Here is a 25,628-nt window from a genome sequence, read left to right on the forward strand (position 1 = left end):
TGAATAATATCAATTTGAATGTATCATATTAATCTATTTTATAATAATGGCTTTGAATGGGTTACTAATTCGAGGAGGACAATTTATATTAAAGGATATTTGTTTCAAGGAAACAAATATTTAGAAGGATTGGAATTTATTAATGTTCTTGAAATAATCCGAAATAGAAATGAGTTTAGAAAGTTTTTAGAGACTTGCAATGGACAATTCTCTATTATTATAATTATTCAAAATTGTTGCTTAGTTGCTTCAGATATAATACGTTCATTTCCACTGTTTTATATGCATAAAAATAATTCAATTTGGATTAGTGATTCTATTGATTATCTAAATAAAAAATTTGATCAAATAGAATTGCTAAAACAGAGCGAAGAGGAATTTTTAACACTAGGGTATGTTTTAGGAAGTAATACTTTAATTAAAGATATTTTTCAGATACAGGCAGGTGAAATGCTTTTTTTTAAAAATAAAATAATTTATAAACACTTTTATTTTACTTATCTTACTAATGCAGAAAATATAAATAAAAGTATTTTTTTGGAAAAAGAATTTAAAAATATTCTACATCGTGTTTTTAGTAGATTATTAAGTTCTTGCAAAGGAAGACAAATTGTTATCCCTTTAAGTGGAGGAATGGACTCTCGATTAATAGCTTTATATCTGAAAAAACTTAAAGCGGAAAATGTACTCTGTATAACTTATGGAAGAAAAGATAATATTGAAGCTAAAGTTTCTAAAAAAGTTGCCGAAAGACTTGGTTTTAAATGGTATTTTATTGAATATAATGATGAATTAATCAAAGATTTTTTAATATCTGATGTTTTTAATGATTATTATAAATATGTGGCTCATTATTCTTCATTATTTTATTTTCAAGAATATTTTTGTGTTAAATATCTCAAAGAACATAAATTAATTGACGAAAATGCTATAGCAATTCCAGGATTTTCCGGAGATATGATAGGTGGTAGTCATTTAAGAAAAAATATTGCCTATCATAAAAATTTTAAATTTTTAGCAAGAGATATTGTCCTTAAAGAATTTATTTATCAAAATCATACTCAAAAGCAATTTGACCGTTTTATATCTAAACTATCTAAATCTTTTCCTAAAGGTTATTATGCATATTCAATATTTGAAAATTGGAATATTAAAGAACGACAATCAAAATTTATTCAAAATTCAGCTTTAGTCTGGAATTATTTCGGCTTCGAATATAGAACACCTTTTTGGGATATAGAGTTAGTGACATTCTTTCAACATTTACCATATAAATATAAGTTGCATAAAAAATTCTATACTGAGGTTTTACAAGAATTATTTAAAACTAATGAATTAAATATTGAACTTGATAAGCCATTTTCAAAAAGAAGTGTAGAATATCAATATTGGAAAAAAAGAATTAAATATCATTTTACTTTTCTAGAAAAGTTAAAATCATTTCAAAATATTGAGGATACAAATTATTATAAGGAAATAACTCAATACCTGATGGAAGATGCATTAGTGAAAAATGAAAAAATTGAGAAAATTACAGATTATAATTCTGTCATTATTCAATGGTATTTAAAAAAAGTGCAAGGAAAAATTTAACTTTCAAAGCTTTTCCATAAATTATCATTTTCCGGAACAGGAGCTTTCAGTACAATCTTTTCCTTCTTAATGGGATGAATAAATTCAATTTTTCTGGCTAATAGATGAATGCTGCCATCAGAGTTGGAACGATCAGCACCGTATTTTAGATCTCCTTTGATTGGACATTTAATTGCACTGAGTTGTGCTCGTATTTGATGATGTCTTCCTGTTTCCAAATCAATTTCCAATAATAGGTAATGGTCAGATTTTTTTATTATTTTATAAGTTAGAATGGCCTTTTTGGAACCGCTTTGAGTACTCGATGAATTAAAAATAATTGCCTTATTATTTTTTTCATTCTTCTTTAAATAGTGAACTAACCTTTGTGTTTCAGGAATTTCATTTTTTTTTACTACCGCCCAATATGTTTTTTTAATTTCTCTTTTCTTGATCATTTCCGTCAATCGAGTAAGGGCTTTACTCGTTTTAGCAAATATAACAATGCCGGAAGTAGGACGATCAATGCGATGAACAAGTCCGGCAAAAACATTTCCGGGTTTGGAATACTTTTGCTTAATATAAGATTTTACCTCATCTAATAAAGAAATATCACCGGTCTTGTCTCCTTGAACGAGCTGACCGGCTTTTTTGTTTATAATGATGATATGATTATCTTCAAAAAGTATTTGATTTTCAGTAAGCATATTTTTAAAAAAATAATTCCAATAATTTAAGAAACTAAAATTTTATATCCTTAAATAGGTGAAAAATTTAAAAGCTTTCTTCTTTACTTGGAAATTCTTGGCTTTTTACATCTTGAACATAATTTGAAACGGCTTCAACAATTTGTTCATGAAGATGTAAATATTTTCTAGCAAATTTCGGTTTGAAATTTTTATTTAAGCCTAGTAAATCATGAATAACTAAAACTTGACCATCAGTAACATTTCCTGCACCGATACCAATGGTAATAATATCTAATTCATTGGTTACCTTTTCTGCTAATTGAGCCGGTATTTTTTCTAATACCAGTGAAAAACACCCTATTTCCTCTAATAATTTAGCATCGGAAATTAGTTTATCCGCTTCGGCATCTTCTTTCGCTCTTAACTTGAAAGATCCAAATTGATGAATGGATTGAGGAGTTAAACCTAAATGTCCCATAACGGGAATTCCGGCTTTAACAATGGCTTCTATAGAATCTTTTATTTCAATTCCTCCCTCCATTTTTATAGCGGAAGCACCGGTTTCTTTCATAATTCGAACGGCAGAATGATAAGCTTGTAAAGGATCGGATTGGTAGGTACCGAAAGGTAAATCTACAACTAATAAAGCTCTTTTAATTCCTCTTGATACACATTGGGCATGATAAATCATTTGATCCAACGTTATAGGTAACGTAGTTTCATATCCTGCCATTACATTAGCTGCAGAATCGCCAACTAAAATAGCATCTATTCCGGCTTCATCCGCAAGACTTGCCATAGTGTAATCATAAGCAGTTAACATAGATATTTTTTCTCCCGAAACCTTCATTTTTTTGAAAGTTTCAGTAGTTATCTTTTTAATTTCCGAATGTATTGACATTATTATTAGTTTTTGGTAAATTTATGATAATATTAATTAAAAAGTATTTTTTAAGCTTTATCTTGTATATAGTTTATTATATTATAAGACATTTATAAACTCTAAAATATATAACATCTGTTAAATTTATGAATGCAAATTACATTCCTTAACTGAAAAATAAATAGTAATAAAGTGTGATTATTGAGAATATCGAAGATCAGGTAATTTATGAAGATTATATACTATGGTTATTAATAAAATATAATTTTAAACTAAAATAAGCAATTGTATTTATCCCACATAAGATATTTAATTTACTATTAAAATATAGAAAAATAAAAACAGTTAAATATTAATGCTAAGTAGTGGAACTTTATAGTATTTAAGTAAACATAAAATCTTAAATTCAACTTTTTTATATGTAAGTAAATATTTAATAAATAAAACTCAAAATTTTAAGCTTTTTGGAAGTAAATAAAATATATCAATAATAAAGAACCTATAATAATTCTGTACCAGCCCCAAATTTTAAAACCGTATTTTTTAATCACTCCAACAAAAAATTTAATAGCAAAAATTGCTACTACAAAGGCAACAAGGTTTCCTAAAATAAAAAGCCACATTTGATTACTATTTGAAGCCAATAGTTCATACCCTTTCATGCTGATTCCGTTTTCTTCCCATGTTTTTAATGTAAGAGAATATACAGTAACCGCCAGCATAGTTGGAACTGCCAGAAAAAAAGAAAATTCAGCGGCAACCTCCCTGCTTAATTTTTGTTGCATTCCGCCAATAATTGAGGCTGCAGATCGGCTGGTACCCGGCATCATTGCTAAACATTGCCAAAAACCTATAATTATAGCTTGTTTAATTGAAATATCCTCTTCTTTAAGTATAGTAGGATTTTTGAAAAAACGATCTACAAACAGAAGTATAAATCCGCCAACAACTAAAACGATGGCAATAGGAATGGGTTTTTCTAAAATAGCATCAATTTTCTCATTAAATAATTTACCTAAAATTAAAGCAGGAATTACAGCGCATATTAATTTCAAATAAAAATTTAATCTTTTAAAATCGAAAAATTTTTTCCAGTATAAAACAACAACTGCTAAGATTGCGCCCAGTTGAATACAATATTCAAACATTTTTACAAAGTTATTTTCTTGTATTCCTAAAATGGAACTGGTAAAAATCATATGGGCAGTGGAGGAAACAGGTAAATATTCTGTAAGACCTTCAACAATAGCAATAATGATCGCTTCTAATGTATTCATTTAGAGTTCTTTTTTGGATTAGAATAAGTCATGATTGAATAAATTTCGACTAAAAATCCAATAACAATAAAAATTGGGGCAAGTCGAATTCTTCTGAAACTAAAAATATCTTCGTTCCAGTTATTTTTATCATAAACTCCATTTACAGTATTCGCATCCGGTCCTGTCATCAAAATAAGACCTAGAGCAATTAGACCCAAACCGATAAACATAAATGTATAATTTCTTTTTCCAAATAAAAAAGGTTTATCAGATTCAGAATATATATTTTTTGATGGTTGATCTTTCATAAAATGAAATTTTCTGCCAATTTAAGAATTATGAATAATATAGATCATCAATTTTAAGTTTTAAATATCTCCAAGTAGCAAACCAAGTACTAACCGTTGTGATCAAAATTCCAATAAGCAAAATAAACAAAGACAAGATAATGTGGTTAGAATAATCTACAATTGGCGGAAGAATATTATAACGGATAAGCATATAATTTACGGCAAATAAAAGAACTAAGGCTATTGCAGATCCTATAGCTCCTAAAATTACCGATTGAATTAAAAAAGGTTTCATTATGAATAAACGCTTTGCACCCACTAATTGCATGGTTTTGATTATAAATCTTTTAGCGTAAATTTTCAATCGAATGGAATTATTAATTAATGAAATGGCAATTAATAAGATAATACCGGCAAGTATGGAAATACCTAAGGTAATTTTTCGAACTCCTTTATTCATCTGAGTTAATAAATTACTGTCGGATTTTACCTCATCAACTAAAACATTTTTTTGAATTTGCTTTTTTATAGTTTCAATATGTACGGAATCAGTATATTCCGGTTTTAAAGCGATAGTAATGGAAGCCGGAAATATATCTTCTTCGAATAGAGATTGAGAGTCAACTCCTAAATCTTTTTTTGCGGTGTAAGTTGCTTGTTCTTTAGATATATACTTAGCCTTTTTTACGTAAGGATTTACTTGAATACTGTCAAGATAATTTAGTTGGGCTTTTTCGTTTTTTATTAGATTATTTTTGTTTCTGTCGTTTTTAAAGAAAACTTCAATCACCATTTGTTCTTTCAAATAATCAATATAAGAATTGGCATTAATTACAATCATGCCAATGATTCCAATTAAAAATAAGACTAAAGAAATACTGATGACTACAGTAATGTTAGAAGAACGCAATCTTCCCTTATTTAGCTTGTCTGTTTTATTGGCCATATTTTTATTAAATATTCGCTAAAATATAAAAACTTCATTTATTTTAGTGTAATTTTGGATATAAATTATTGTTAAAATAAAGATACAATTGAAAGTTAAACCTAAAAAGTATTTAGGGCAACATTTTCTAAATGATCAGAATATCGCCTCAAAAATAGTAGATTCATTAAGCTATCATCCGTATGACTTAGTGTTGGAAGTTGGTCCGGGTATGGGAGTTCTAACTCAGTTTTTACTTCAAAAACAGGTGAATGTATATGTTGCTGAAATTGATAAGGAATCTGTAGATTATTTAAAAATAAATTATCCTCAACTGGAAAACAATATCGTAGGTGATTTTCTTAAGTTAGAATTTGAGGAATTATTTTCAGATAATTTTGCTGTAATTGGTAATTTTCCCTACAACATTTCTTCACAAATTGTTTTTAAGATTTTAGAAAATAAACATAAAATACCTGAAATGGTTGGAATGTTTCAAAAAGAAGTAGCAGAAAGAATTGCCGCTCAAAAAGGAATTAAAATTTATGGTATATTATCCGTTCTAACCCAAGCATATTATAACGTAGACTACCTATTTACTGTTCATGAAAATGTATTTACACCATCTCCCAAAGTTAAATCGGCAGTTATACGCTTAAAACGATATAGAGATAAAATTGAGGGTATAGATGATGAATTCTTTTTTAAGTTAGTAAAGGCAGGTTTTAATCAAAGACGGAAAACACTGAGAAATGCATTAAAAGTTTTAAACATTCCTCAACATCTTGAATCCCATGAATTTTTAAATCTACGCGCCGAGCAATTATCTGTAGAAGATTTCATACATTTAGCTCGATTATGGAGTTCAACTTAAAACATCACATTTAAAATTCCTAACTAATGAAAAAAAATATAAAATTTATCGCACTCAATATAATTGTAATGACGTGGATGACTTCTTGTGAGTTTAAGAATAATAAAGATACTAGCAAAGAAGAAATACTCTCCAATGTAAAAGTTGTGAATGAAGTAGATCCAGTATGTAGGATGTCTACCCATGAAAATTTAAAAGATACCTTAAATTATCAAGGTAAATTATATGGTTTTTGTAGTTCACATTGTAAGGAAGAGTTTAAAAAAAATCCGGGAAAATATTTATCTAAAAATGAGTAAATTATTTTGGCAATCGAAAAATAATATTGCTAGTAACCTATAAATAATTGGAAACTTTAATATTCAAAATAAAGTTTCATAACTGAATGGTTTTAATTCTTTTAATAGCTCATACTTTTAGCTCATTGTAAATAAAAAATTAAATAATAAGTAAAATCCTCCTTTTTTTAGCGCTAAGCCCATTTATTTTAATGAATTATAACCATGCCTACTTAAAGTAAATTTTAAATTAATTGAACCTCAATAATTAAAATCAAATTACAACTAAATATTGATGTTGAAAATTCTTTTTTTTGAAGTTTAACCTCAAAAAATAAGATTTTAATTAGTAATTCAAAATTTTCGGCATAATTTTTTAATAAAAAATAATGATTTGTTTAACAATAATGAATATGTGTTGTTTTTTATAATAAGTGAAAGCAACTATGATAATTATGCTAAAAAAATATAATTATATAAATATCTTAATTAAATTATTGTTATATAATGATAAAATAAATCATGACTTATAGTAAAACTTTTTATTAAATGATTTTAAAAGTTAAGAATTATTATAAATTTGCACCCTTTAATTTGTTTTTTCGATGAATGATTTTATTGCTGCTCGATCGCAGATGGCAGTTTCATTAGGATTCCATATCATATTTTCATGTATAGGTATGGTTATGCCTTTCTTTATGGCAATTTCACATTATAAATATTTAAAGACCGGAGATGAAGTATACAAAGGTCTAACAAAAGCGTGGAGTAAAGGAATCGCAATATTATTTGCAACCGGAGCGGTTTCAGGTACTATGCTTTCATTTGAATTAGGATTGCTATGGCCTGAATTCATGAAACATGCAGGTCCAATTTTTGGAATGCCTTTTTCTTTAGAAGGTACTGCCTTTTTCGTAGAAGCTATAGCTATAGGATTCTTTCTTTACGGTTGGAATAAATTCAACCCTTGGTTTCACTGGTTAACAGGATTATTAGTTGGAATTAGCGGATTGTCATCAGGTATACTGGTTTTAGCAGCTAATGCTTGGATGAATAGTCCCGCAGGGTTCGACTATGTTAACGGAAACTATATAAATATAGACCCTGTAAAGGCAATGTTTAATGATGCTTGGTTTTCTCAGGCATTACATATGATAATAGCCGCATTTGTGGCTACCGGATTTGCCGTAGCCGGTATGCATGCATTCATGATCTTAAAGAAAAAGAATATCGAATTTCATAGTAAAGCATTTAAAATTGCTGCCACTTGTGCATGTATTGCAGCTTTGATTCAACCTTTAAGTGGAGATATATCTGCGAAAGATGTAAGCAGAAGACAACCGGAAAAGTTGGCAGCCATGGAAGCGCACTTCCATACAGAAGCCCCGGCCTCATTTATTTTAGGAGGTATTGTTAATGAAAAGGAAGAAAGAGTTGATTACGCCATAAAAATACCCGGTTTATTAAGTTTTTTAGCTTATGGAAATGTAAAAGATCCGGTTAAAGGAATCACTGATTTTCCCAAAGACGATAGACCGCCCGTTGCAATTACACATTATTCCTTTCAAATCATGATTATATTAGGTGTGGCATTAATGATATTGGCTGTTATCTATTTATTGGCAAGATTCAAAACTAAAAAGTGGCTTACAAAAAAATGGATTTATAAATTATTTGTAATAGCTACCCCCTTGGGATATATAGCGCTGGAGGCAGGATGGACCGTAACGGAAGTTGGACGTCAACCGTGGATAATTTATAAAGTAATGAGGACTGCTGATGCTGTAACACCTATGCCCGGAATAGCATATTCATTCTATTTATTCACAGCTATTTTTATTTCTTTATCAGCCATTGTAATTTTCCTTTTATATAGGCAAATGAAAATGGTTCCTATATTATATGACGCAACGGATAAGAATTATAAACCTAATAAGAAGTAGAGTATGTTTTATTTATATGTAGTAATCTTTTTCCTCTGGACAGCGATCGCTTTGTATTTATTATTAGGAGGTGCAGATTTTGGAGTTGGAATTTTAGAATTATTCAGTAAACACAAAAATGAAAAAAGAATTGAAAAAATCATGTATGAAGAAATGGGTCCCGTATGGGAAGCTAACCATATGTGGTTGATCATTGTAATTGTAATTCTTTTTGTAGGGTTTCCTGATATTTATTCGGTACTATCAACCTATTTACATATACCTTTACTATTAATGCTTATAGGTATAATTGCCAGGGGAACTGCCTTTTCTTTTCGAAATTACGATGCGGTTAAAGATCATTGGCAATTTGTTTATAATAAAATATTTAGATATTCCAGTGTAATCACACCTTTTTTCTTAGGTATAATAGCAGCAGCAACGGTTTCCGGAACTATTGATGTAGAACCTACCGATTTTATGAATGCTTATATTTGGAGTTGGCTTACTCCGTTTGGATGTGCGCTAGGTGTTTTCACTTGCAGTATTTGTGGATATTTGGCTGTTTCCTATTCATTGTCTCAAGTTAAAAATTTTGATGATCGTGAATATTTATCTAAAAAACTTACTATATTTTTATTTGTAGTGGTAGTTACGGGAGGTTTAGTATTTGTATGTGCTTATTTTTCACATGTTCCTTTAATTCAATGGATATTTGGAGAAACAGTCGGATGGATTGCGGTAATTTTAGCAACCGTTTCTGTTTTTGGAACTCTATATGCATTGAAAGAAAAAAAATATTCTTGGATAAGGGTATTAGCGGGATTTCAGGTATTAACCATATTGTTTGCGGTAACCTACCGGCATTATCCTAATTTAGTTATATTAAAACAGGGGAGTCTATCTTTGATTGAAGACCAATACATACATAAAACTATTGCAATGCTGGCATGGGCACTAATGTTAGGAAGTATTTTTATACTTCCGGGAGTATTCCATTTAATTTATTCATTTCAAAAAAGAAGATAGAGAAAAGCTTTATTAAGTTATAAAATTCCATACTATTAAGGATTTAACTAATTTTGTTAAATCCTTTTTTAATTTTCATCTGAATGAGTTCAAGCTATACGATATACAATGCATCTGCAGGTGCCGGTAAAACGTTCACTTTGGTGAAAAATTTCCTTTGTATCCTGTTGCAAAATGATTCCGTAGAGTCTGTGCGTTCCATAGTAGCAGTAACGTTTACCAATAAAGCAGCTAATGAAATGAAAACGCGCATACTTTCATGGTTAAAGGATTTTTCAGATGAAAAAAATTATCAATCGAATTTAGTTTTACAGCAGATATCTCAAGAACTGAATATAGATATATCTCTTTTACATCAGCGATCGTATAGGGCCTTATCCTATATCTTACATCATTATTCTTTATTTTCCATCAGTACCATTGATAAGTTTAATTTACGATTGATGAAGGCATTTACCAAAGAATTGGGGTTGTCGTATTCGTTTGCGGTGGAACTGGATTCTTCGGAATATCTCAAACAGTCAATTGATGAATTAGTAGATGAATTAGGAACAGATAATCCTTTTGCTGAGGTCATTTTAAATTATATATTTTGGAAATTCGAGAACGAATCATCTACAGATATTAGAAAGGAACTATTGACTTCCTCACAAAATTTTTTAAAAGAAAAGAATCTGGAACAGATTAATTCTTTGACTTCTAAAGAGATTGAAGATTTTAAAAAATTGAATCAGTTAATAAGTAGGCGAGTACAGGAAAATTATACCTTAATAAAAAAAACAGCCGATGAAATTATAGCGTTATTTGAATCTAGCGGTTTAGAAGTAGGAGATTTTTATCAAGGAGCGAGAGGTATGGCCGGATTTTTTTATAAAATGCAGGATTCGAGCAAAATACTTAGTATAAACATATCTTCTTCTTATTATAAAGCTTTTTGTGAAGAAGAAAAATATGCAAAATCAAAATCGATTTATGAAGAAGATATAAAGGGTATTGCACCGCAAATTATTGAGGCATTTTATAATATAAAACAAGCGATCATTAGAATTAAAGTAGATGAATCTGTTCGTAAAAATCTAATTACGATTGAATTACAATCTGAAATTAATCGATTTTTACACAGACGAAAAACAGAAAATGATGTAGTATTTCTATCAGATGTAAATCCTATTATAAGAACCCATTTAAAAGAGGAACCGGTAGCCTTTATATATGAAAAATTAGGGGGGAGATATAATCACTACTTTATAGATGAATTTCAAGACACCTCACAACTTCAATGGAATAATATAATTCCTTTGTTAGATAATGCAAAAGTATCAGATGGAAATACAATTACTTTGGTTGGTGATCCCAAGCAAGCCATTTACAGATTTCGTTCGGGAAATCCTGAAATATTAATCGATCTTATAGCTAATGCAGATGACAAGGGTATTCATGTAAAAACTTTGCAGAATAATTTCAGAAGTTTGCCCAATATTGTTGATTTTAATAATACCTATTATCAATTTTTATCTACTTATTTAGTAAATAATCCCGAATATTCTTCATTATTTGGAGTCCATGCACAGCAAATTTCCCACTTACCCAAAGGGGGAAGGGTACAGGTATCATTTATATCTACAAAAGAAGAAAATCTCTTAGAAGAAAGAATTGTTGAAATAATTGAAGAGTCTTTACAGAATGGTTTTGATTTTAAAGATATAACTATTTTAGTAAGAAATAAAAAGCATAGTGTTTCCATTGTAGATAAAATTGCAGAAAAAGGATATCCTATTTTAACAGAAGAAGCGTTATTAGTTGTATCGTCCCCTGAAATCCAGGCTCTTATTTATGCTTTACAATGGATTTCCAATCCTGAAGACAAAGAAAATTTGGTGAGAATGCTCCATCTTCTTTTTACCATAGGTAGAGCGGAATTTGAAGATTTTACAGAAGAAATTTGTAAAATAAAAGATTTGGATTTTGACGATATTATTAATTGGTTTAAAGAAAAATTGAATATTTCTTTGCCTTATCAACAAATATATAATTTAAGCTTTTATGATTATGTAGAAGAATTTATTAATTCTTTAGGGTTTGGAGAGAAAGAAGATTTATATATTTCTGCCTTATTGGATATGATAGTTCAGTTGGAAAAGAACGGAGTTATAAGTTTACAAGAATTTTTAGAATATTGGGAATTAAAAAGTCCGGGATTATCCATACGATTTCCCGATAATCGAAATGCCATCCAGATCATGACTATACATAAATCTAAAGGATTGGAATTTCCAATTGTAATTTATCCTATGATCGATAGCAATTCTAGAAAAGAAGAATATTGGTTTCCACTTGATAAAGACTTATATAATGGGTTTGATAAATTTTACACATCTTCAAAATCAGGCTTAGATGACACCGGTGATAGTATAAAAGAGGTGGTAACTACCCAAGAATTTGAAAATAAGATAGATGAATTATGTATACAATATGTTGCAACCACACGAGCTTCTCAACAATTATTTTTATTGGAAGAAAGAAAAGATAAATTAAGTTCGTTGGGTGAATTTTTAATTCAACAAGGGAAATCTTCAGAAGGAATAGTTGAACTTTATCCTGTTCCCGATTTTAAGAAAAATAATGAAAAAAGCGCAAAAAATATTGTTCAAGAAGAAAAAATACAATGGACCTCTGAGAGATGGAATTCTAAAATAAAAGTAAGTTCCGAGGCTCATAAATTTTATAGTGAGGAGAACGAAGACATTCAATACGGTAATAGTATACATGCTATTTTAGCAGAAATTAATACTCCGGAAGATCTGCCACTGGTAATTAAAAAATTAACTTTGACGGGATTGATTCCAATCGGTCAGGAAGCAGAAATTGAAAATATAATACAAAAAGTTATATCCAATCCTCAAATAAAAGATTATTTTTCAAAAGGGATAACTGTATATCAAGAACGGGAAATAATATATGAAGGAAAAATTTACCGCCCCGATCGAATCATAGAAAAGCAAGATTCATTAACACTTATTGATTTCAAAACGGGTGAAAAATTAACCGGTCATAAAAAACAAATTTCGCTATATGAAAAAGCTTTAGTTGGAATGAATAAAAAAGTTGCAAGTAAATTATTGGTATATATTTCTTCAGATGATGTGGAAGTGATATATGTTTGAACTTAAACAAGAGTTTATTTCATATTACATTAATTGAAATAATTTTTTAAAAAACTAATTCAACTTTTTTATGAAATAAACTATGAAATACTTATTATAAGTATATTTTAGTAACTATCCCATATTTCATCGAATTCCGTAATAAGAATATTATTTTAATTTTTAATAATAATTTGTCAAAGCACTCAGATAAATTAAATTGTCATTGGGTAGACCGTATAAAGTAGAATACATATAGAAAGGATTTATAGAGTCAGTAAAATAAAAAAGTTTTTTTATATTTTTAACATGATTTATATTAGTATTGAACAAATATTTATTAGTATATATTAATTTTTTTATGTTATATTATTATATTGGGTAGAAATTTAAAATTTATATTTTTATGGAGAATATAAAATCTGATCTAAACATTAAATGCCCTAATTGTGGGAGTAGTAATATTTACGTTCATACTAAAAAACAATTTGGATGGGGAAGAGGTTGTCTTCTAGCTATTATCTTTTGGCCATTAATATTTTTAGGTTTTACTAAAAATGGGAAAGTAGAAAAAGTTTGTTTAGATTGTAATAAAAAATTCTGAGACTTATTTTGTAGATTTTTGATTAATAAAGGGTACATTGGTCATGTTCAAAAGAATCTTCTAGCTTTGATGGTTAAATCAAGGGAGTATTTTATAATAATATTACGATCTCATCGATTACTTGTTTTAACTTATTTATTAATCTTTATGTTTAACTTATAACAAAAAATTTTAACTATTATATCCAGCTTTGAATATGCTTGTAAAAACTATTAAAATTAAATATCGTAATGGCTCTAGATTTTTAAATAAGATAACTTGAAAAGGTAGATATATAAAGCAAAAAGCTACATTATAAATGTAGCTCATAAGTAATTATATAATCATTTTTAGTGTTAGTTAATGCAATAAATTTGAGAATAATATTTTATTTTTATTACTTTCAATAATAAATTTCATAAAATTAAGATTTAAGAGGATATATATTTAAAAGGGTAAATCTTGATTTATTTAGCAATTATGTAATTAATAATTATTTCATCTGTATTATTAAGAATAATTTTTGTAGGATAATCAGGATGTAACTCTTTATTATATTCATAATTATAAACAGTTCCCTTATTATCACCGGTAATATTATTAACTAAATTGTAAGTGAATGGAAAATTTCCTTCAAATGCTGCAAATAACCAATGAGGAGTTTTTACATTGTTCATCAAGCCTTTTAAGATATCATAAGTATAAATAGTAGTGTCAAATTGAATTAAATTTCCGTATTTATCGTATTTGAAAAGATGGGTTTGTAAATCTTTTGGATCTTCTATTTTTAATAGTTTATCGCCTGAAACAGTTAATGTTCTTGTATAAGGTTCAATTTCAGGATATCCGGGAGGAGGATTTGTTTTAAAACTTCTATGCTCTAGTATAATACCGGGTTTGGTATATTCATAAGAATATAAATAAGTCCCTTGGGCGTTTTCGGTAGTAACGGTATAAACTTTTCCATTACTTTCATTATAAGAGATCATATGGATATTAGTTATCGAATCAGAGATAGACGATTTAATATTTATTAATCTATTCAAATTATCGTATTGCATAGAAGTAGTTACAGTTACTTTATTCCCCGTATTTTTATCTATTTCAGTTTTTATATATTCTGAAGGTAATAATCCTTTATGATTATCAAATTCATGATTAGGATAGGGTTCAAAATTTTCATCTCCACAGGAGAAAAAAATGAAGAAACTAAAAAAACTAAATATTAATAGGTTCGTATACCTCATACAGGATTTTTTTTCAAATATAATATATTTGTATTTCATATAAATATAATTTTAATTAATAAACTAAAAAATATAGTGTGGCTTATCATAATGAATTTGGAAAAGAAGCGGAAATGAAAGCATTTCATTATCTTTTAGATATAGGATATGAAATATTAGATAGAAATTGGAAATATGATAAGGCGGAAATTGATATTATTGCTAAAAATGGTTCCGAGTTGGTAATAGTAGAAGTTAAGGCTAGAAACTATACAACTATCATCGATCCCATAGAGGCGGTAACCAGATCAAAAAGAAAATTATTGATTAAAGCAGCAAATGAATATGTGCTTTGTAAAGAAATGGATGTCAATGTAAGGTTCGATATTATTTCCATCATAAAAAAAGATTACATATGGAAAATTGAACATATAAAAGACGCTTTTTCTATGATATTATAAATAGAACTCTGATGTTAATTTTTTATATTCTTCAGACCAAATACGACTTTTTTCTTCGATAACAAAGTTTTCAATTATAGGATTTTTATCTTCTCTGCTAAGTTCAAGGAAAATTCTTTTAATTTTTCCATTTCTTATTCCTGATATATATATAATGCGATTGGGAAATAAATTATATCTATTTGATAGTTCAAGTATTTCTTGCTCATTTTCTATGGGAAAAATGTATCCGATTTTTCCATTTTGAGATAGTAATGATGCTGATTTTTTAATAAGAAGATGATAATTCAGTTTTATTTGATGCCTGGCGACAGGATGTTTGCGATGTAATATTTCGGAAATTTTAAAATAAGGAGGATTACAAATAATATATTCAAATAATATATCACTAAAGAAAAGGTCTAAATCGCAATGGATACTTGTGATCTTTTGAGAAAAAGGAGAATTTTTAAAATTTTCCAAGGCCAAAGAATACGCATTGATTTCAGAATCAATGGCTGTAATATAAGAAGTGGGATTTCTTTGCGCGCACATTAACGAAAGAATCCCTGTACCGGTACCGATATCAAGAATACGGGAGGCATTATGTATATCAGCAAAACAACCCAATAATACACTATCCGTGCCTACTTTAAATACGGAATTATTTTGAAGTATATTAAATTTTTTAAACTTAAAAATATTATTCACCTTTAGGAATTTCAAATTTGAAAATTGTTCCTTTCCCTTCTTCAGACATAAAGGTTATAGACCCATTATATTCTTCGATAAGCTTTTTTATGATAGCTAAACCTAAACCACTTCCACTGGTTTTAGTTGAAAATTGAGGAGTAAAAATTTTGCTTTTTATTTCTTCCGGAATTCCATTTCCGTTATCAATAACAGAAAAATAAACCATTCGTATGTCTTGTCTGATTTTTACAATAATATGGGGAGTTCTTCCTTCCGGTATCGATTGAAAAGCGTTTTTTATTAAATTGGTTAATATGCGGTTCAATAAATTAGGATCGATATTTAAAATGACCAATTCATCAATTGTATCCAGTGAAATTTGTTGAGATGGAAATATTTCTAACGAAATTTTAGCAACTTCAATTACGTTTAATTTTTCATCCTTTTTTACAGGCATTTTTGCAAAGTCTGAAAATGCACCGGCAATCGAGGCAATAGTATCTATTTGTTGTATTAATGAACGGGTTAATGAATCTAACTTTTCATGAATTTGTGGATCTTCAGGATTAAATCTTAATTGAAAACTTTGAATTTCGAGCCGCATAGGGGTAAGCGGATTTTTGATTTCGTGAGCCACCTGTCTCGCCATTTCCTGCCAAGCATTATCTTTTTCCTTTTTAACCAGTGCATCAGTTTGCTCTCTAAATTTATTCAGCATAATATTGTAAGCTTTAACCAATGGACTCACTTCATCAATATAATTATATAAAAGGGGTCTATTATGAGTAAGTGCGCCGGTATCCCTAAGCCGATAAGCAATATCTTTAATTTTTCTGGTTAAAGTAAGTGAAAAGAACCAAGAAAAAATGCCACTTACAATTAATACGATAAGCATGATAACAAGATATCTATATAATAAGGAATAAAAATCTTTTTTTAGAAATGCTTCATCGTGTAAAAATGGAAAATTTATAATTGTAATAGGTTGATAATCATTGTTGTAAATATATCTGTATACGGACGTAAAACTTTCTTCTGAATTGGGAAGCTTGTTTATAACCTCTATACGGTCGTTATTTACATTCAGGTTTTTTAAGATTTCTTTAGGGACAAATTCAGTCTTTGGATTAGGTAATTTATTTCCTAAAATATATTTTCCATCCAGGGAATAAAAATTTATATCGATATTATTTATATCTGAAATTTCATAAATTTTATTGCCAATTTTATTTTTAACCTCCTCCGGTTTTGTATTTCGATTAGAAATGAGATAATCGAAAGTTTCTATAATTAATTGTTCCTTTCTTTCTAGCCTTTTATTGTTATATTCCTCCGCAATTCTTATATATTGATAAAAAGTTATCAATCCCATGGCAAATATAGTGCTGACCACAACGAGGATCATCACTAAAAAAATTCGCAAGGATAATGGGAATCTTTTGTACATTTAAAATAAAAAATAGGGTTAATTTCATCTATTCTTCAGGCAAAGCTTTCCAGTTTTTTATTATTTTAGCTATAAAGAATAAAATGATAATTACAAATATAAGATTAATCCAGAAAAAGGCGGTTGAATGATTATAAAAGTAAAGGTATATAGTACTAATATAATGGTTCAAATATTTACTATATACGGATTCACTTATTGACGTCATAAAAGTTGTATAATAAAGTATAGGCATATAGGGTAATATCCATAAAATCAAATTTATCAGTATAGTTGATTTATTCTTTGCGCTTTTTTTATAAAGTTTAAATATGACGTATATGCACATATATAAAAATATAAATGTCCAATAAATATCTATTAAATAAATGATATTAGACTCCTCAACGTTAAAGGGAAATAGAAGGAATATAACAGAAATAATTCCGTTAATAAAAATAAGTAATCCAAATGTTATAAATGCGATTAGCCAGGCTTTTCCACTTGTTGTACGAAAGGATACTATTGCAATAGATAAACTTAAAGCAATATATAAAATGATTAAAATAAATTCATTGTAAAAATTCCCATTATTATATGCATCATACATTTTTTGATAAGCAAAATCGAGTTTTTTAAATTCTACGTAATTTTTTATGTTATCATCATTTTGAATTTTCGAATTGCTAATATAATTTGATTGAGTCACAATATATTTGGGAGGATTATAAACTAATTTCATCCAGCTATCTACAGTAAGATTGGTAGAAAGATTATGTTTTTTTTGAAGATATAAATATTCCCGAATTAAATTTCGTATGCTATCTTTTTGTTCGTTAATTAACCAATCTTTAACTATTTCAATTTCCTTATTATATGGATAAAAATTCAGAAGAGATAAATGCATGGAAGTTGAATCAGGATCTTTTTCTAAAGAATCAATAGTATTCTCGATAGGACTGAATTGATAATAATTATACGAATCAGGTATTAATATTTGAATTTGATCCACTATTTTTTTAGCTTCATAAATTTCCTGTTTTGAAGCATAAGTTCTCACTTTATATTTGATACCCTGGGAGTAACTGAAAGGATATGATAGATTGCCTGCGAGTAAGATAAAAGTTAGCAACCATTCCAAATATAAAGCATTGGATTTTTTAGGGTAAAAGGATTTAAAGCCGTTGTTCTTTATATAAAATAATAGCCATATAATGAGAATTAATAAACTAGCTAAAATTGAAATAAGATAGATGACAGTGGTACTATTTAAATCATAATCCGTTTCATAAAAATTAATAGCTCCGGAAAAATAACCCGCAATAAAGAAAAAAATATTAATAAATAGAACTGTTATACCCATCGGAACAAATTTTGTGTTCCATAAAATAGGGTAATTTTCTAGCAAACGTTTTTGTGTTTTTGTAAACATGATCACGGATTTTTAAAAGAATTAAATAAAAAATCTACGAGTTGAATCAGATATATTTCTAAAATACTTAATAGGCATCTGATCCTCAATACAAAGAGTTAAAAAATTATTCACCGACGTAGTATCAGGAAAATGCGCAATATAAGAACCTCCATTATATTGTAATTTTAGTAAAGAGATTTTAGATAAAGAAGCATAAAGTTTTTCCTGAGGCCATTCCGATTCAAACTCAATAATCAATTCAGGCAATTCTTTTTTATCAGAACTCTTACTTTTTATATTTTTTTGTTCCCCATGTTTTAAGAATAGCACTTGATCGGAATTTTTTTCCACTTCATACAATTGTTGGGAGCTGACAACGATACCCAAAGGTCTGAATGGAGATTTTGCTATTGCTTTAAAATCTTCCAACACCGTTTGTTGAGAAAGAATATCTAAATTAGCTAAAGGCTCATCAATCAGTAAAAGTTTAGGTTTTCTAAGTAACATTCGGGCTAATTCAAACCTCATTTTATATCCCGAAGAAAGATTAGCCCAATTCATTTTCCGATAATTTCGCAATCCCATTCTGGAGGTAATCAAATCAACCATTAATTCGTTTTCTTCTCCCTTAATATTATAAGAAGATGCAGTAAATTGAAGATTATCTAATATAGAACCGTACCATATATTCGGCCTTTGAGGGATATAAATTAACTTAGTTCTTAACTCATACTGATCTTTAAAATCCAGCGTATAAGATATACTTCCCTCAGTCGCTTCCAATTCTCCACATAAAAGTCTAAGCAAAGAAGTTTTACCATTTCCATTTTCTCCCACTAAACCAATAATTTCTCCTTCGGAAATTTTTAAGCTTATAGGGCCTAAAGAAAAAGCAGATTTACTGTATGATTTTTTAACTTTTTCGGCTTCAAGAAGTCTTTTCGGTTCATTAATTTCTTTTTTAGAAAGAAATTGATAAAGTTCATTTAAGATAACAGAATATTTTTCCTTTTTTCCTTTTTCATTGGATTCATTATAATCAACCCATTGAAGTAAATCACTCGTTTTCTTATAAAAAGAAACCTCTTCCGTATCTAGCGTTAAATCAATAATTCTTTTTAAAACTAAAGAGTAATCATCAAACTGTAAAAATTGTACAATATCTTGGAATTGCTTTTCGAATAAATTCATTTAAATATTGGTATTAAAATAATACTAGTTCTCTATTGATAAAAATTTTTAGATAATTGTAAATTTAAAATATAATTAAGCACAAAATAAATAAAAACCGTCTAAATAAAAATTTTAGATAAAATACTAGCAAAAATCAATCCTAAGAATCTATAATTCAATCTTAATTTTAATAGATGCACCAACAAACAGAATATTTAAATGTTTTTTAAAAGTCATAGTATTAACAGGTAAAGCAATCTTAAAAAGATATAAATATAATTCCGGCATATTTAATTGGATAAAAAAAGGGCAAGAAAATTAATTCAAGCCCTCTCAAAAAATATTTAAGTATAATAATTTTATATAGCCGTTAAATATTCAGTATTACAATATCCTTCGGTTCCATCTTCAGATCGTATTAAATACCAATCATCGTTATATTTGCTCAGAAAAGTTACCGTAGATTGATGTGCGGCTTTTCCTAAAATAGGTTGATCCGTACCCGGTCCTTTTCTAATATTTAAATTAGAACTTTGAGTGGTTACTTTATATTTAGAAGAAGGTGCATTGGGTGATACATTAATATTTAAAATTAAATCAGCGGATCTGAAATCAGGATCAATTTTATTATAAGCAGCCCACAACTGATCTTTAGACTCTCCATTCGGAACCTCTCCATCAATATAAAGAACATTATTTTGTTCTTTAACAGAAAGATTTGTTGTTCCCAGACTTTTCGCCTTATTTATTAAATCTGCGTATTTATCTTGTAAAGCCATACTTCTATTTTAGTAATAATTTTTGTTCAATTTTTTTAGGTTGGAGCGTGTTAATTGCTTGCATAAGTCGAGGCAATTCGCTTCTATTTAATTCACCGTTAAGAGTTACCACACCATCATTTATATCCGCTGTAACACCGGTATATCCTTTTAAAATATCATTTACTTTAGATTTTAATACGGAATCCACAGAAACCACTATATCACCTGATTCTGATTTAACCGTTGCATTATCTTCAACAGATTTTATACCCGGTATTGCTTTAACAGCATATTCAGTTGATTGTTTAGCGTCATTATCGTTATACTCTCCGGTAAGTGTAGCCACCCCTTTTTTAACATCAATAGTAACTCCTTCAGGAATAACGGATTTTGCTTTGGTAACTAAATCTGAATCTTTAGGCTCATTTTTACATGATGTCAAAGAAAAGCTCAGCGTACCCATTAATGCAAAAGCCCATAAAATTTTTTTTAATTGTTTCATAATTTGGTTTTTTAGGTCTATTTAAAATTAACATTGTTTAATACCCATCCAAAACAAAAATTATTCCATATATATAGATTTACTATTGTGTTAAAAAACAGGATCTAAGGATAAAAGTTAATTTGAATAGGTTCAATTTTTTTTATAAGTCAATAATTGTATGATTTAATAAAATATTTATAGTAATTTACTTAGCAAGAAATAATAAAAATTATAATGTCTGATTTCCGATTGAAAATATTTTATGCTGTAGCTAAAAATTTAAGTTTTACCAAAGCTGCCGAGGAATTATATATTTCACAACCTGCTGTGACTAAAAATATAAAGGAGTTGGAATCCGAATATGATTTAACCCTATTTCTTCGAAAAGGAAATAAAATAGAGCTTACCAATGCCGGTAAAATATTATTGATCCATTCAGAAAAAATCATGAATATTTATAAACAAATACAATATGATTTTGATTTACTGAAAGAAAATTTTTCAGGAACTTTTCAACTAGGAGCAAGTACTACTTTAGGACAATATTTACTTCCGGCCTTGATGTCTCAATTTCATTCCAAATATCCGAAAATTAAAATGTCTCTTATAACCGCAAATACAGAAGAAATTGAAAAATATCTGATTGAAAAAAAAATTGAGTTAGGAATGGTTGAAGGCAAACCCAAAAATAAGCAACTTAAATACCTTCCATTTTTAAAAGATGAAATTGTTGCCATTGCACACACCTCACAGGAAATTTCAAAAATAGAAATTTTGACTTTAGATGAATTACAAAAAGTACCCCTAGTTTTGAGAGAATTAGGTTCAGGAAGTTTGGATATTATACGAGATGCTTTTCAAGCTGTCAATATACAGCTTAAAGACCTGAACATTGCTATGCATTTAGGAAGTACAGAAGGCATCAAGACCTACCTTACCCATACCAACAGTATAGGTTTTATATCCATAGCAGCAGTAGCTAAAGATATAAAAAAAGGAGAATTTCAAGTAATTGATATAGAAGGAATAGATATAAAACGCTGGTTTTATTTTGTTTATAAGCAAGGAGTTCCCGAAGGAAATTCAGATGTTTTTATAAAATTTGCTACTTCACATTATAACCCATCGTTATAAGGAATAACATTTTTTCATTGGCAGATTTGTATTCATTAAAGGATATTTGTCTTATGAATCAAGCAACAACCAAGAAAAAATTAGTCGCCAATGATCGGGTAAAAAAAATAATTTTTATTCTTTTAGGTTTACTTTGCCTGGTTGTATCTATAGACACCCCTCTAGCGTTATTAATGGGAATGTTATTTTCCTTTAGTTTTGGTAATCCTTATCCCGCCTATACTAAAAAAATAACGCGCTATCTTCTTCAACTTTCTGTTATAGGATTGGGATTTGGGATGAATTTAAATACAGCAATTCAAGTTGGTAAAGAAGGATTATTATTAACGGTTGGATCAATTTTTCTTACCTTATTCTTGGGAATATTGATAGGAAAATTTTTTAAAATTGATAGGAAAATAGCCTTGTTGATATCATCAGGAACTGCTATATGTGGAGGTAGTGCTATAGCTGCCATTGCCCCGCTTATCCATGCAGATGAAGAAAAAACCAGCCTGTCTTTAGCGACTATTTTTATTTTAAATTCCATTGCTTTATTTATATTTCCGGCAATAGGACATCTAATACATCTTTCACAAGAACAATTCGGATATTGGTCTGCATTGGCTATACATGATACAAGTTCTGTAGTTGGCGCTGCACAGCACTATGGTTCAAGAGCCTTAGAAATTGCGACGATGGTTAAGCTGGAAAGAGCCTTATGGATCATTCCCTTATCTTTTCTGATTATATTGACTTTTAAAGAAAATAAGGAAAATATACATAAGAAAATAAAACTACCTTACTTTATATTTTTATTTATTGCGGCCATGATAAGTAATACCTATTTACCCCAATACTTTCCTGTATTTAAGATTATTGACCATGGGTTGGTTATGGCAGCTAAACGAGGACTAACCGTAACCTTATTTTTAATAGGAGCAGGATTAAGTTTACAAACCTTAAAAAAAATTGGTATAAAGCCTTTACTTTTGGGCGTTATCTTATGGACAAGCGTATCTTTTTTAACTTTGATTTTACTCGTATTTAGGATGTATTAATCCATCCAATAATCATCCATTTTCTTTTTAATTTCCTTTAAACACAAATTGTTTATGCTTCCTTCATGCGTATGAGTAGTTTTTTTAGGGGATTGAAACGTTCCTTGTTCCACCTTTTGACCGATTATTTTATAAGCGTCACGAAACGGGATTCCCTCAGCTACCAATTCATTAAGAGCGTCTACGGTAAATAAATAATCGTATTTAGGATCTTCGAGGATATTTTTATTAACTTGTATATCTTGAAGAGAATAATGAGCCATTTCTAAACATGCCTTACAATTTTGTATTCCCGGAATAATTCCTTCTTTTAATAACTGTAAATCTCTATGATATCCACTAGGAAGATTATTGGTTATCAAAGTCAACTCATAAGGCAAAGCTTGTATTTTATTGCATTTTCCTCGTATCAATTCAAAAACATCGGGATTTTTTTTATGAGGCATAATGCTGGAACCCGTTGTCAAATGGGTGGGAAGTGAAAGAAAGTTAAAATTTTGACTTAAATATAAAGTTACATCCATTGCTAACTTGGATAAAGTACCGGCCAAGCTGCTAAGAGCATATGCCGTGCTTTTTTCCGATTTACCTCGACTCATTTGTGCGGCAACGGAATTAAATTTTAATGTTTTAAAATCCAATTCCAGAGTAGTAAACGTTCGATCTATAGGAAAAGAACTACCATATCCCGCTGCTGATCCTAAAGGGTTTTGATCGACTATTTTTAAAGCTGCATTAAGTAAAATTACATCATCAATCAAACTTTCAGCATATGCAGAAAACCACATTCCGAAGGAAGAGGGCATAGCTATTTGAAAATGCGTATATCCGGGCAATAAAATGTTTTTATTTTTTTCTGCAAGAATCAGTAGAAGATCAAAAAGTTTACGACTTTGATCTTTAATCACTTTTAATTCATCTTTCAGATATAAGTTCATATCAACTAAAACCTGATCATTGCGGGAACGAGCCGTATGAATCTTTTTACCGGCATCGCCCACTTTTTCAGTTAGTAAAAATTCTATTTTAGAATGAACATCTTCAAAATTTTCTTCAATTTTAAACGTATGATTTTCTATATCTGTGAGAATTTCATTTAATGCTTGAAGTAAATCTTTTTTTTCATTTTCCGTAATAAGCCCTACTTGATACAACATCTTAGTTTGAGCTAATGAACCTAACACGTCATATTTAGCTAAAACAATATCTAATTCCCGATCATTACCTACGGTAAATAAATCAATTCTCTGATCAGTCGGTATACCTTTTTCCCAAAGCTTCATTTTTTAAAATTTAATAGTTTCAATTATCTTTTATAAGATCGTTTGATTTAATAATTCTATATACAGAGGAATTGCTTCTACAATTTCCTCCCTAAAAATATATTCATCGGCAGTGTGAGATCGTAAAGAATTTCCCGGCCCCATTTTTAAAGAAGGACATTGTAAGACGGCTTGATCTGAAAGAGTAGGAGACCCATAAGTTTCTCTCCCAAGAGCAATTCCGGATATAACCAACGGATGAGTTTTGGGAATGGAAGAAGATTTAAGTTTCAATGATCGGGGAGTAATTATCACCCTTTCAGATGATAAATTTTTCTTTACTATTGATAGTATCTCTTCGTTTGTATAACAATCATTCACACGGATATCTACCACCAAGCGACATTCTTCAGGTACAAGATTGTGTTGTTTACCTGCTTCAATTTGAGAAACTGTCATTTTCATAGGTCCTAAAACTTCTGATATTTTTTCAAATGAGAAATTTTTAAACCATTCAATTACCTCAAAAGCATTATAAATGGAATTATCAGGATTATTATGAGCTGCATGACTGGCAGTTCCTTTTACGAGAACGTCTAAAACAAGCAAGCCTTTTTCAGCAATGGCAAGTTGCATTTGAGTAGGTTCACCTATAATAGCACATTCTAATGGTGGCAAGTGAGCCAACACACTGTTTAGACCTTTTTTTCCACTGTTTTCTTCTTCAGCGGAAGCCACCATAATTAAATTATATTTCATATTCTTATGTAAATAAAAATAAGTAAATGTGGCTAAAAGAGACACCAAACATCCTCCGGCATCATTAGAACCTAAACCGAATATTTTACCTTCTTTTTCAATGGCATCAAAAGGATTATGAGTATAGTCTTTGTTAGGAAAAACAGTGTCTTGATGAGAATTCAGCAGTAAATAAGGTTTGTTTTTATCTACATATTTATTATATGCCCATATATTATTATTCTCTCTTTCATAAGGAATTGAATGATGTCTGAACCAAGCTTCAATCAATAAAGCGGTATGATGTTCTTCTCCGGAAAAAGAGGGTGTTGCAATTAATTTTTTTAACAAGTCAATTGCCTCATATGTTAGTTGTTCAATGGTTTTCAT

General features: G+C 29.0%; 23 protein-coding genes. 9 read left to right on the plus strand and 14 right to left on the minus strand.

What is annotated here, in order from left to right:
• The first annotated feature begins 18 nt into the window (after nt 1-18).
• A complete protein-coding gene (locus GFV01_RS07190) occupies nt 19-1,593 on the plus strand; it encodes an asparagine synthase-related protein (RefSeq protein WP_160565920.1) in 1,575 nt (524 codons plus the stop codon).
• Here GFV01_RS07190 and GFV01_RS07195 read toward each other — a convergent pair.
• From GFV01_RS07195 to GFV01_RS07215, 5 genes are all read right to left on the minus strand, one after another.
• Nucleotides 1,590-2,279, minus strand: a complete 690-nt coding sequence (locus GFV01_RS07195) for an RluA family pseudouridine synthase (protein ID WP_160565921.1) — start codon at nt 2,277-2,279, stop codon at nt 1,590-1,592. The two genes, GFV01_RS07190 and GFV01_RS07195, sit on opposite strands and share 4 nt — an antisense overlap.
• Nucleotides 2,280-2,346: 67 nt before the next feature.
• Nucleotides 2,347-3,162, minus strand: a complete 816-nt coding sequence (panB, locus tag GFV01_RS07200) for a 3-methyl-2-oxobutanoate hydroxymethyltransferase (protein WP_160565922.1) — start codon at nt 3,160-3,162, stop codon at nt 2,347-2,349.
• 437 nt (nt 3,163-3,599) lie between these two features.
• Nucleotides 3,600-4,421, minus strand: a complete 822-nt coding sequence (locus GFV01_RS07205; RefSeq protein WP_160565923.1) for an undecaprenyl-diphosphate phosphatase — start codon at nt 4,419-4,421, stop codon at nt 3,600-3,602.
• The gene (locus GFV01_RS07210; protein WP_160565924.1) at nt 4,418-4,711 is read right to left on the minus strand and encodes a DUF3098 domain-containing protein; all 294 of its coding nucleotides are present in this window, start codon (nt 4,709-4,711) and stop codon (nt 4,418-4,420) included. The genes GFV01_RS07205 and GFV01_RS07210 overlap by 4 nt, the downstream gene beginning before the upstream one ends.
• 28 nt (nt 4,712-4,739) lie before the next feature.
• Complete coding sequence (locus GFV01_RS07215; protein ID WP_105297125.1) at nt 4,740-5,639, minus strand: ABC transporter permease; 900 nt, start codon at nt 5,637-5,639, stop codon at nt 4,740-4,742.
• Nucleotides 5,640-5,727: 88 nt separating this feature from the next.
• Between GFV01_RS07215 and rsmA the strand changes: the two genes are divergently transcribed.
• The 5 genes from rsmA to GFV01_RS07240 all read left to right on the plus strand — a co-directional run bounded on the left by rsmA (nt 5,728) and on the right by GFV01_RS07240 (nt 12,885).
• Entirely contained in the window at nt 5,728-6,492 is a 765-nt protein-coding gene (gene rsmA / locus GFV01_RS07220; RefSeq protein ID WP_160565926.1) for a 16S rRNA (adenine(1518)-N(6)/adenine(1519)-N(6))-dimethyltransferase RsmA, read from the plus strand.
• Between the two features lie 68 nt (nt 6,493-6,560).
• Nucleotides 6,561-6,791: a YHS domain-containing protein gene (locus GFV01_RS07225; protein WP_255448952.1), complete on the plus strand. Its 231-nt coding sequence runs from the start codon at nt 6,561-6,563 to the stop codon at nt 6,789-6,791.
• Nucleotides 6,792-7,375: 584 nt separating this feature from the next.
• Nucleotides 7,376-8,713, plus strand: coding sequence for a cytochrome ubiquinol oxidase subunit I (locus tag GFV01_RS07230; protein WP_160542420.1), 1,338 nt, complete (start codon nt 7,376-7,378; stop codon nt 8,711-8,713).
• A gap of 3 nt (nt 8,714-8,716) precedes the next feature.
• Complete coding sequence (locus GFV01_RS07235) at nt 8,717-9,721, plus strand: cytochrome d ubiquinol oxidase subunit II (RefSeq protein ID WP_160565930.1); 1,005 nt, start codon at nt 8,717-8,719, stop codon at nt 9,719-9,721.
• A gap of 83 nt (nt 9,722-9,804) precedes the next feature.
• Complete coding sequence (locus GFV01_RS07240; RefSeq protein ID WP_160565932.1) at nt 9,805-12,885, plus strand: exodeoxyribonuclease V subunit beta; 3,081 nt, start codon at nt 9,805-9,807, stop codon at nt 12,883-12,885.
• 1,029 nt (nt 12,886-13,914) lie between these two features.
• On the opposite strand, the gene GFV01_RS07245 is transcribed toward GFV01_RS07240, so the two are convergent.
• Nucleotides 13,915-14,733 (minus strand): hypothetical protein, encoded by an 819-nt coding sequence (locus tag GFV01_RS07245; protein ID WP_160565934.1) that lies wholly within the window; start codon nt 14,731-14,733, stop codon nt 13,915-13,917.
• Between the two features lie 38 nt (nt 14,734-14,771).
• On the opposite strand from GFV01_RS07245, the gene GFV01_RS07250 reads away from it, so the two are divergent.
• Nucleotides 14,772-15,134 carry a YraN family protein gene (locus tag GFV01_RS07250; protein WP_160557508.1) on the plus strand — a complete coding sequence of 121 codons (363 nt, stop codon included), beginning with the start codon at nt 14,772-14,774 and terminating at the stop codon, nt 15,132-15,134.
• Here the strand turns inward: GFV01_RS07250 and GFV01_RS07255 are convergent.
• The 6 genes from GFV01_RS07255 to GFV01_RS07280 form a co-directional block, all read right to left on the minus strand.
• Nucleotides 15,129-15,824, minus strand: coding sequence for a methyltransferase (locus GFV01_RS07255; protein WP_160557507.1), 696 nt, complete (start codon nt 15,822-15,824; stop codon nt 15,129-15,131). The two genes, GFV01_RS07250 and GFV01_RS07255, sit on opposite strands and share 6 nt — an antisense overlap.
• Complete coding sequence (locus GFV01_RS07260; RefSeq protein WP_160565936.1) at nt 15,817-17,253, minus strand: HAMP domain-containing sensor histidine kinase; 1,437 nt, start codon at nt 17,251-17,253, stop codon at nt 15,817-15,819. The genes GFV01_RS07255 and GFV01_RS07260 overlap by 8 nt, the downstream gene beginning before the upstream one ends.
• A gap of 28 nt (nt 17,254-17,281) precedes the next feature.
• Complete coding sequence (locus GFV01_RS07265; RefSeq protein ID WP_160565938.1) at nt 17,282-18,664, minus strand: hypothetical protein; 1,383 nt, start codon at nt 18,662-18,664, stop codon at nt 17,282-17,284.
• A 21-nt stretch (nt 18,665-18,685) separates the two neighbouring features.
• Nucleotides 18,686-19,837 carry an ATP-binding cassette domain-containing protein gene (locus tag GFV01_RS07270; RefSeq protein ID WP_160565940.1) on the minus strand — a complete coding sequence of 384 codons (1,152 nt, stop codon included), beginning with the start codon at nt 19,835-19,837 and terminating at the stop codon, nt 18,686-18,688.
• A gap of 341 nt (nt 19,838-20,178) precedes the next feature.
• A complete protein-coding gene (locus tag GFV01_RS07275) occupies nt 20,179-20,598 on the minus strand; it encodes an SH3 domain-containing protein (protein ID WP_105297141.1) in 420 nt (139 codons plus the stop codon).
• A 4-nt stretch (nt 20,599-20,602) separates the two neighbouring features.
• Complete coding sequence (locus GFV01_RS07280) at nt 20,603-21,082, minus strand: BON domain-containing protein (RefSeq protein ID WP_160565943.1); 480 nt, start codon at nt 21,080-21,082, stop codon at nt 20,603-20,605.
• 216 nt (nt 21,083-21,298) lie between these two features.
• On the opposite strand from GFV01_RS07280, the gene GFV01_RS07285 reads away from it, so the two are divergent.
• Both GFV01_RS07285 and GFV01_RS07290 read left to right on the plus strand, forming a co-directional pair.
• A complete protein-coding gene (locus GFV01_RS07285) occupies nt 21,299-22,198 on the plus strand; it encodes a LysR family transcriptional regulator (RefSeq protein WP_160565946.1) in 900 nt (299 codons plus the stop codon).
• Between the two features lie 53 nt (nt 22,199-22,251).
• Complete coding sequence (locus GFV01_RS07290; protein ID WP_160566071.1) at nt 22,252-23,238, plus strand: YeiH family protein; 987 nt, start codon at nt 22,252-22,254, stop codon at nt 23,236-23,238.
• Here the strand turns inward: GFV01_RS07290 and argH are convergent.
• Entirely contained in the window at nt 23,235-24,521 is a 1,287-nt protein-coding gene (argH, locus tag GFV01_RS07295) for an argininosuccinate lyase (RefSeq protein ID WP_160565949.1), read from the minus strand. The two genes, GFV01_RS07290 and argH, sit on opposite strands and share 4 nt — an antisense overlap.
• Before the next feature lie 30 nt (nt 24,522-24,551).
• The gene (locus GFV01_RS07300; RefSeq protein WP_160565952.1) at nt 24,552-25,628 is read right to left on the minus strand and encodes a M20 family metallo-hydrolase; all 1,077 of its coding nucleotides are present in this window, start codon (nt 25,626-25,628) and stop codon (nt 24,552-24,554) included.

It is taken from the genome of Apibacter sp. B2912 (genome assembly GCF_009827835.1).
Classification (GTDB): Bacteria; Bacteroidota; Bacteroidia; order Flavobacteriales; family Weeksellaceae; genus Apibacter.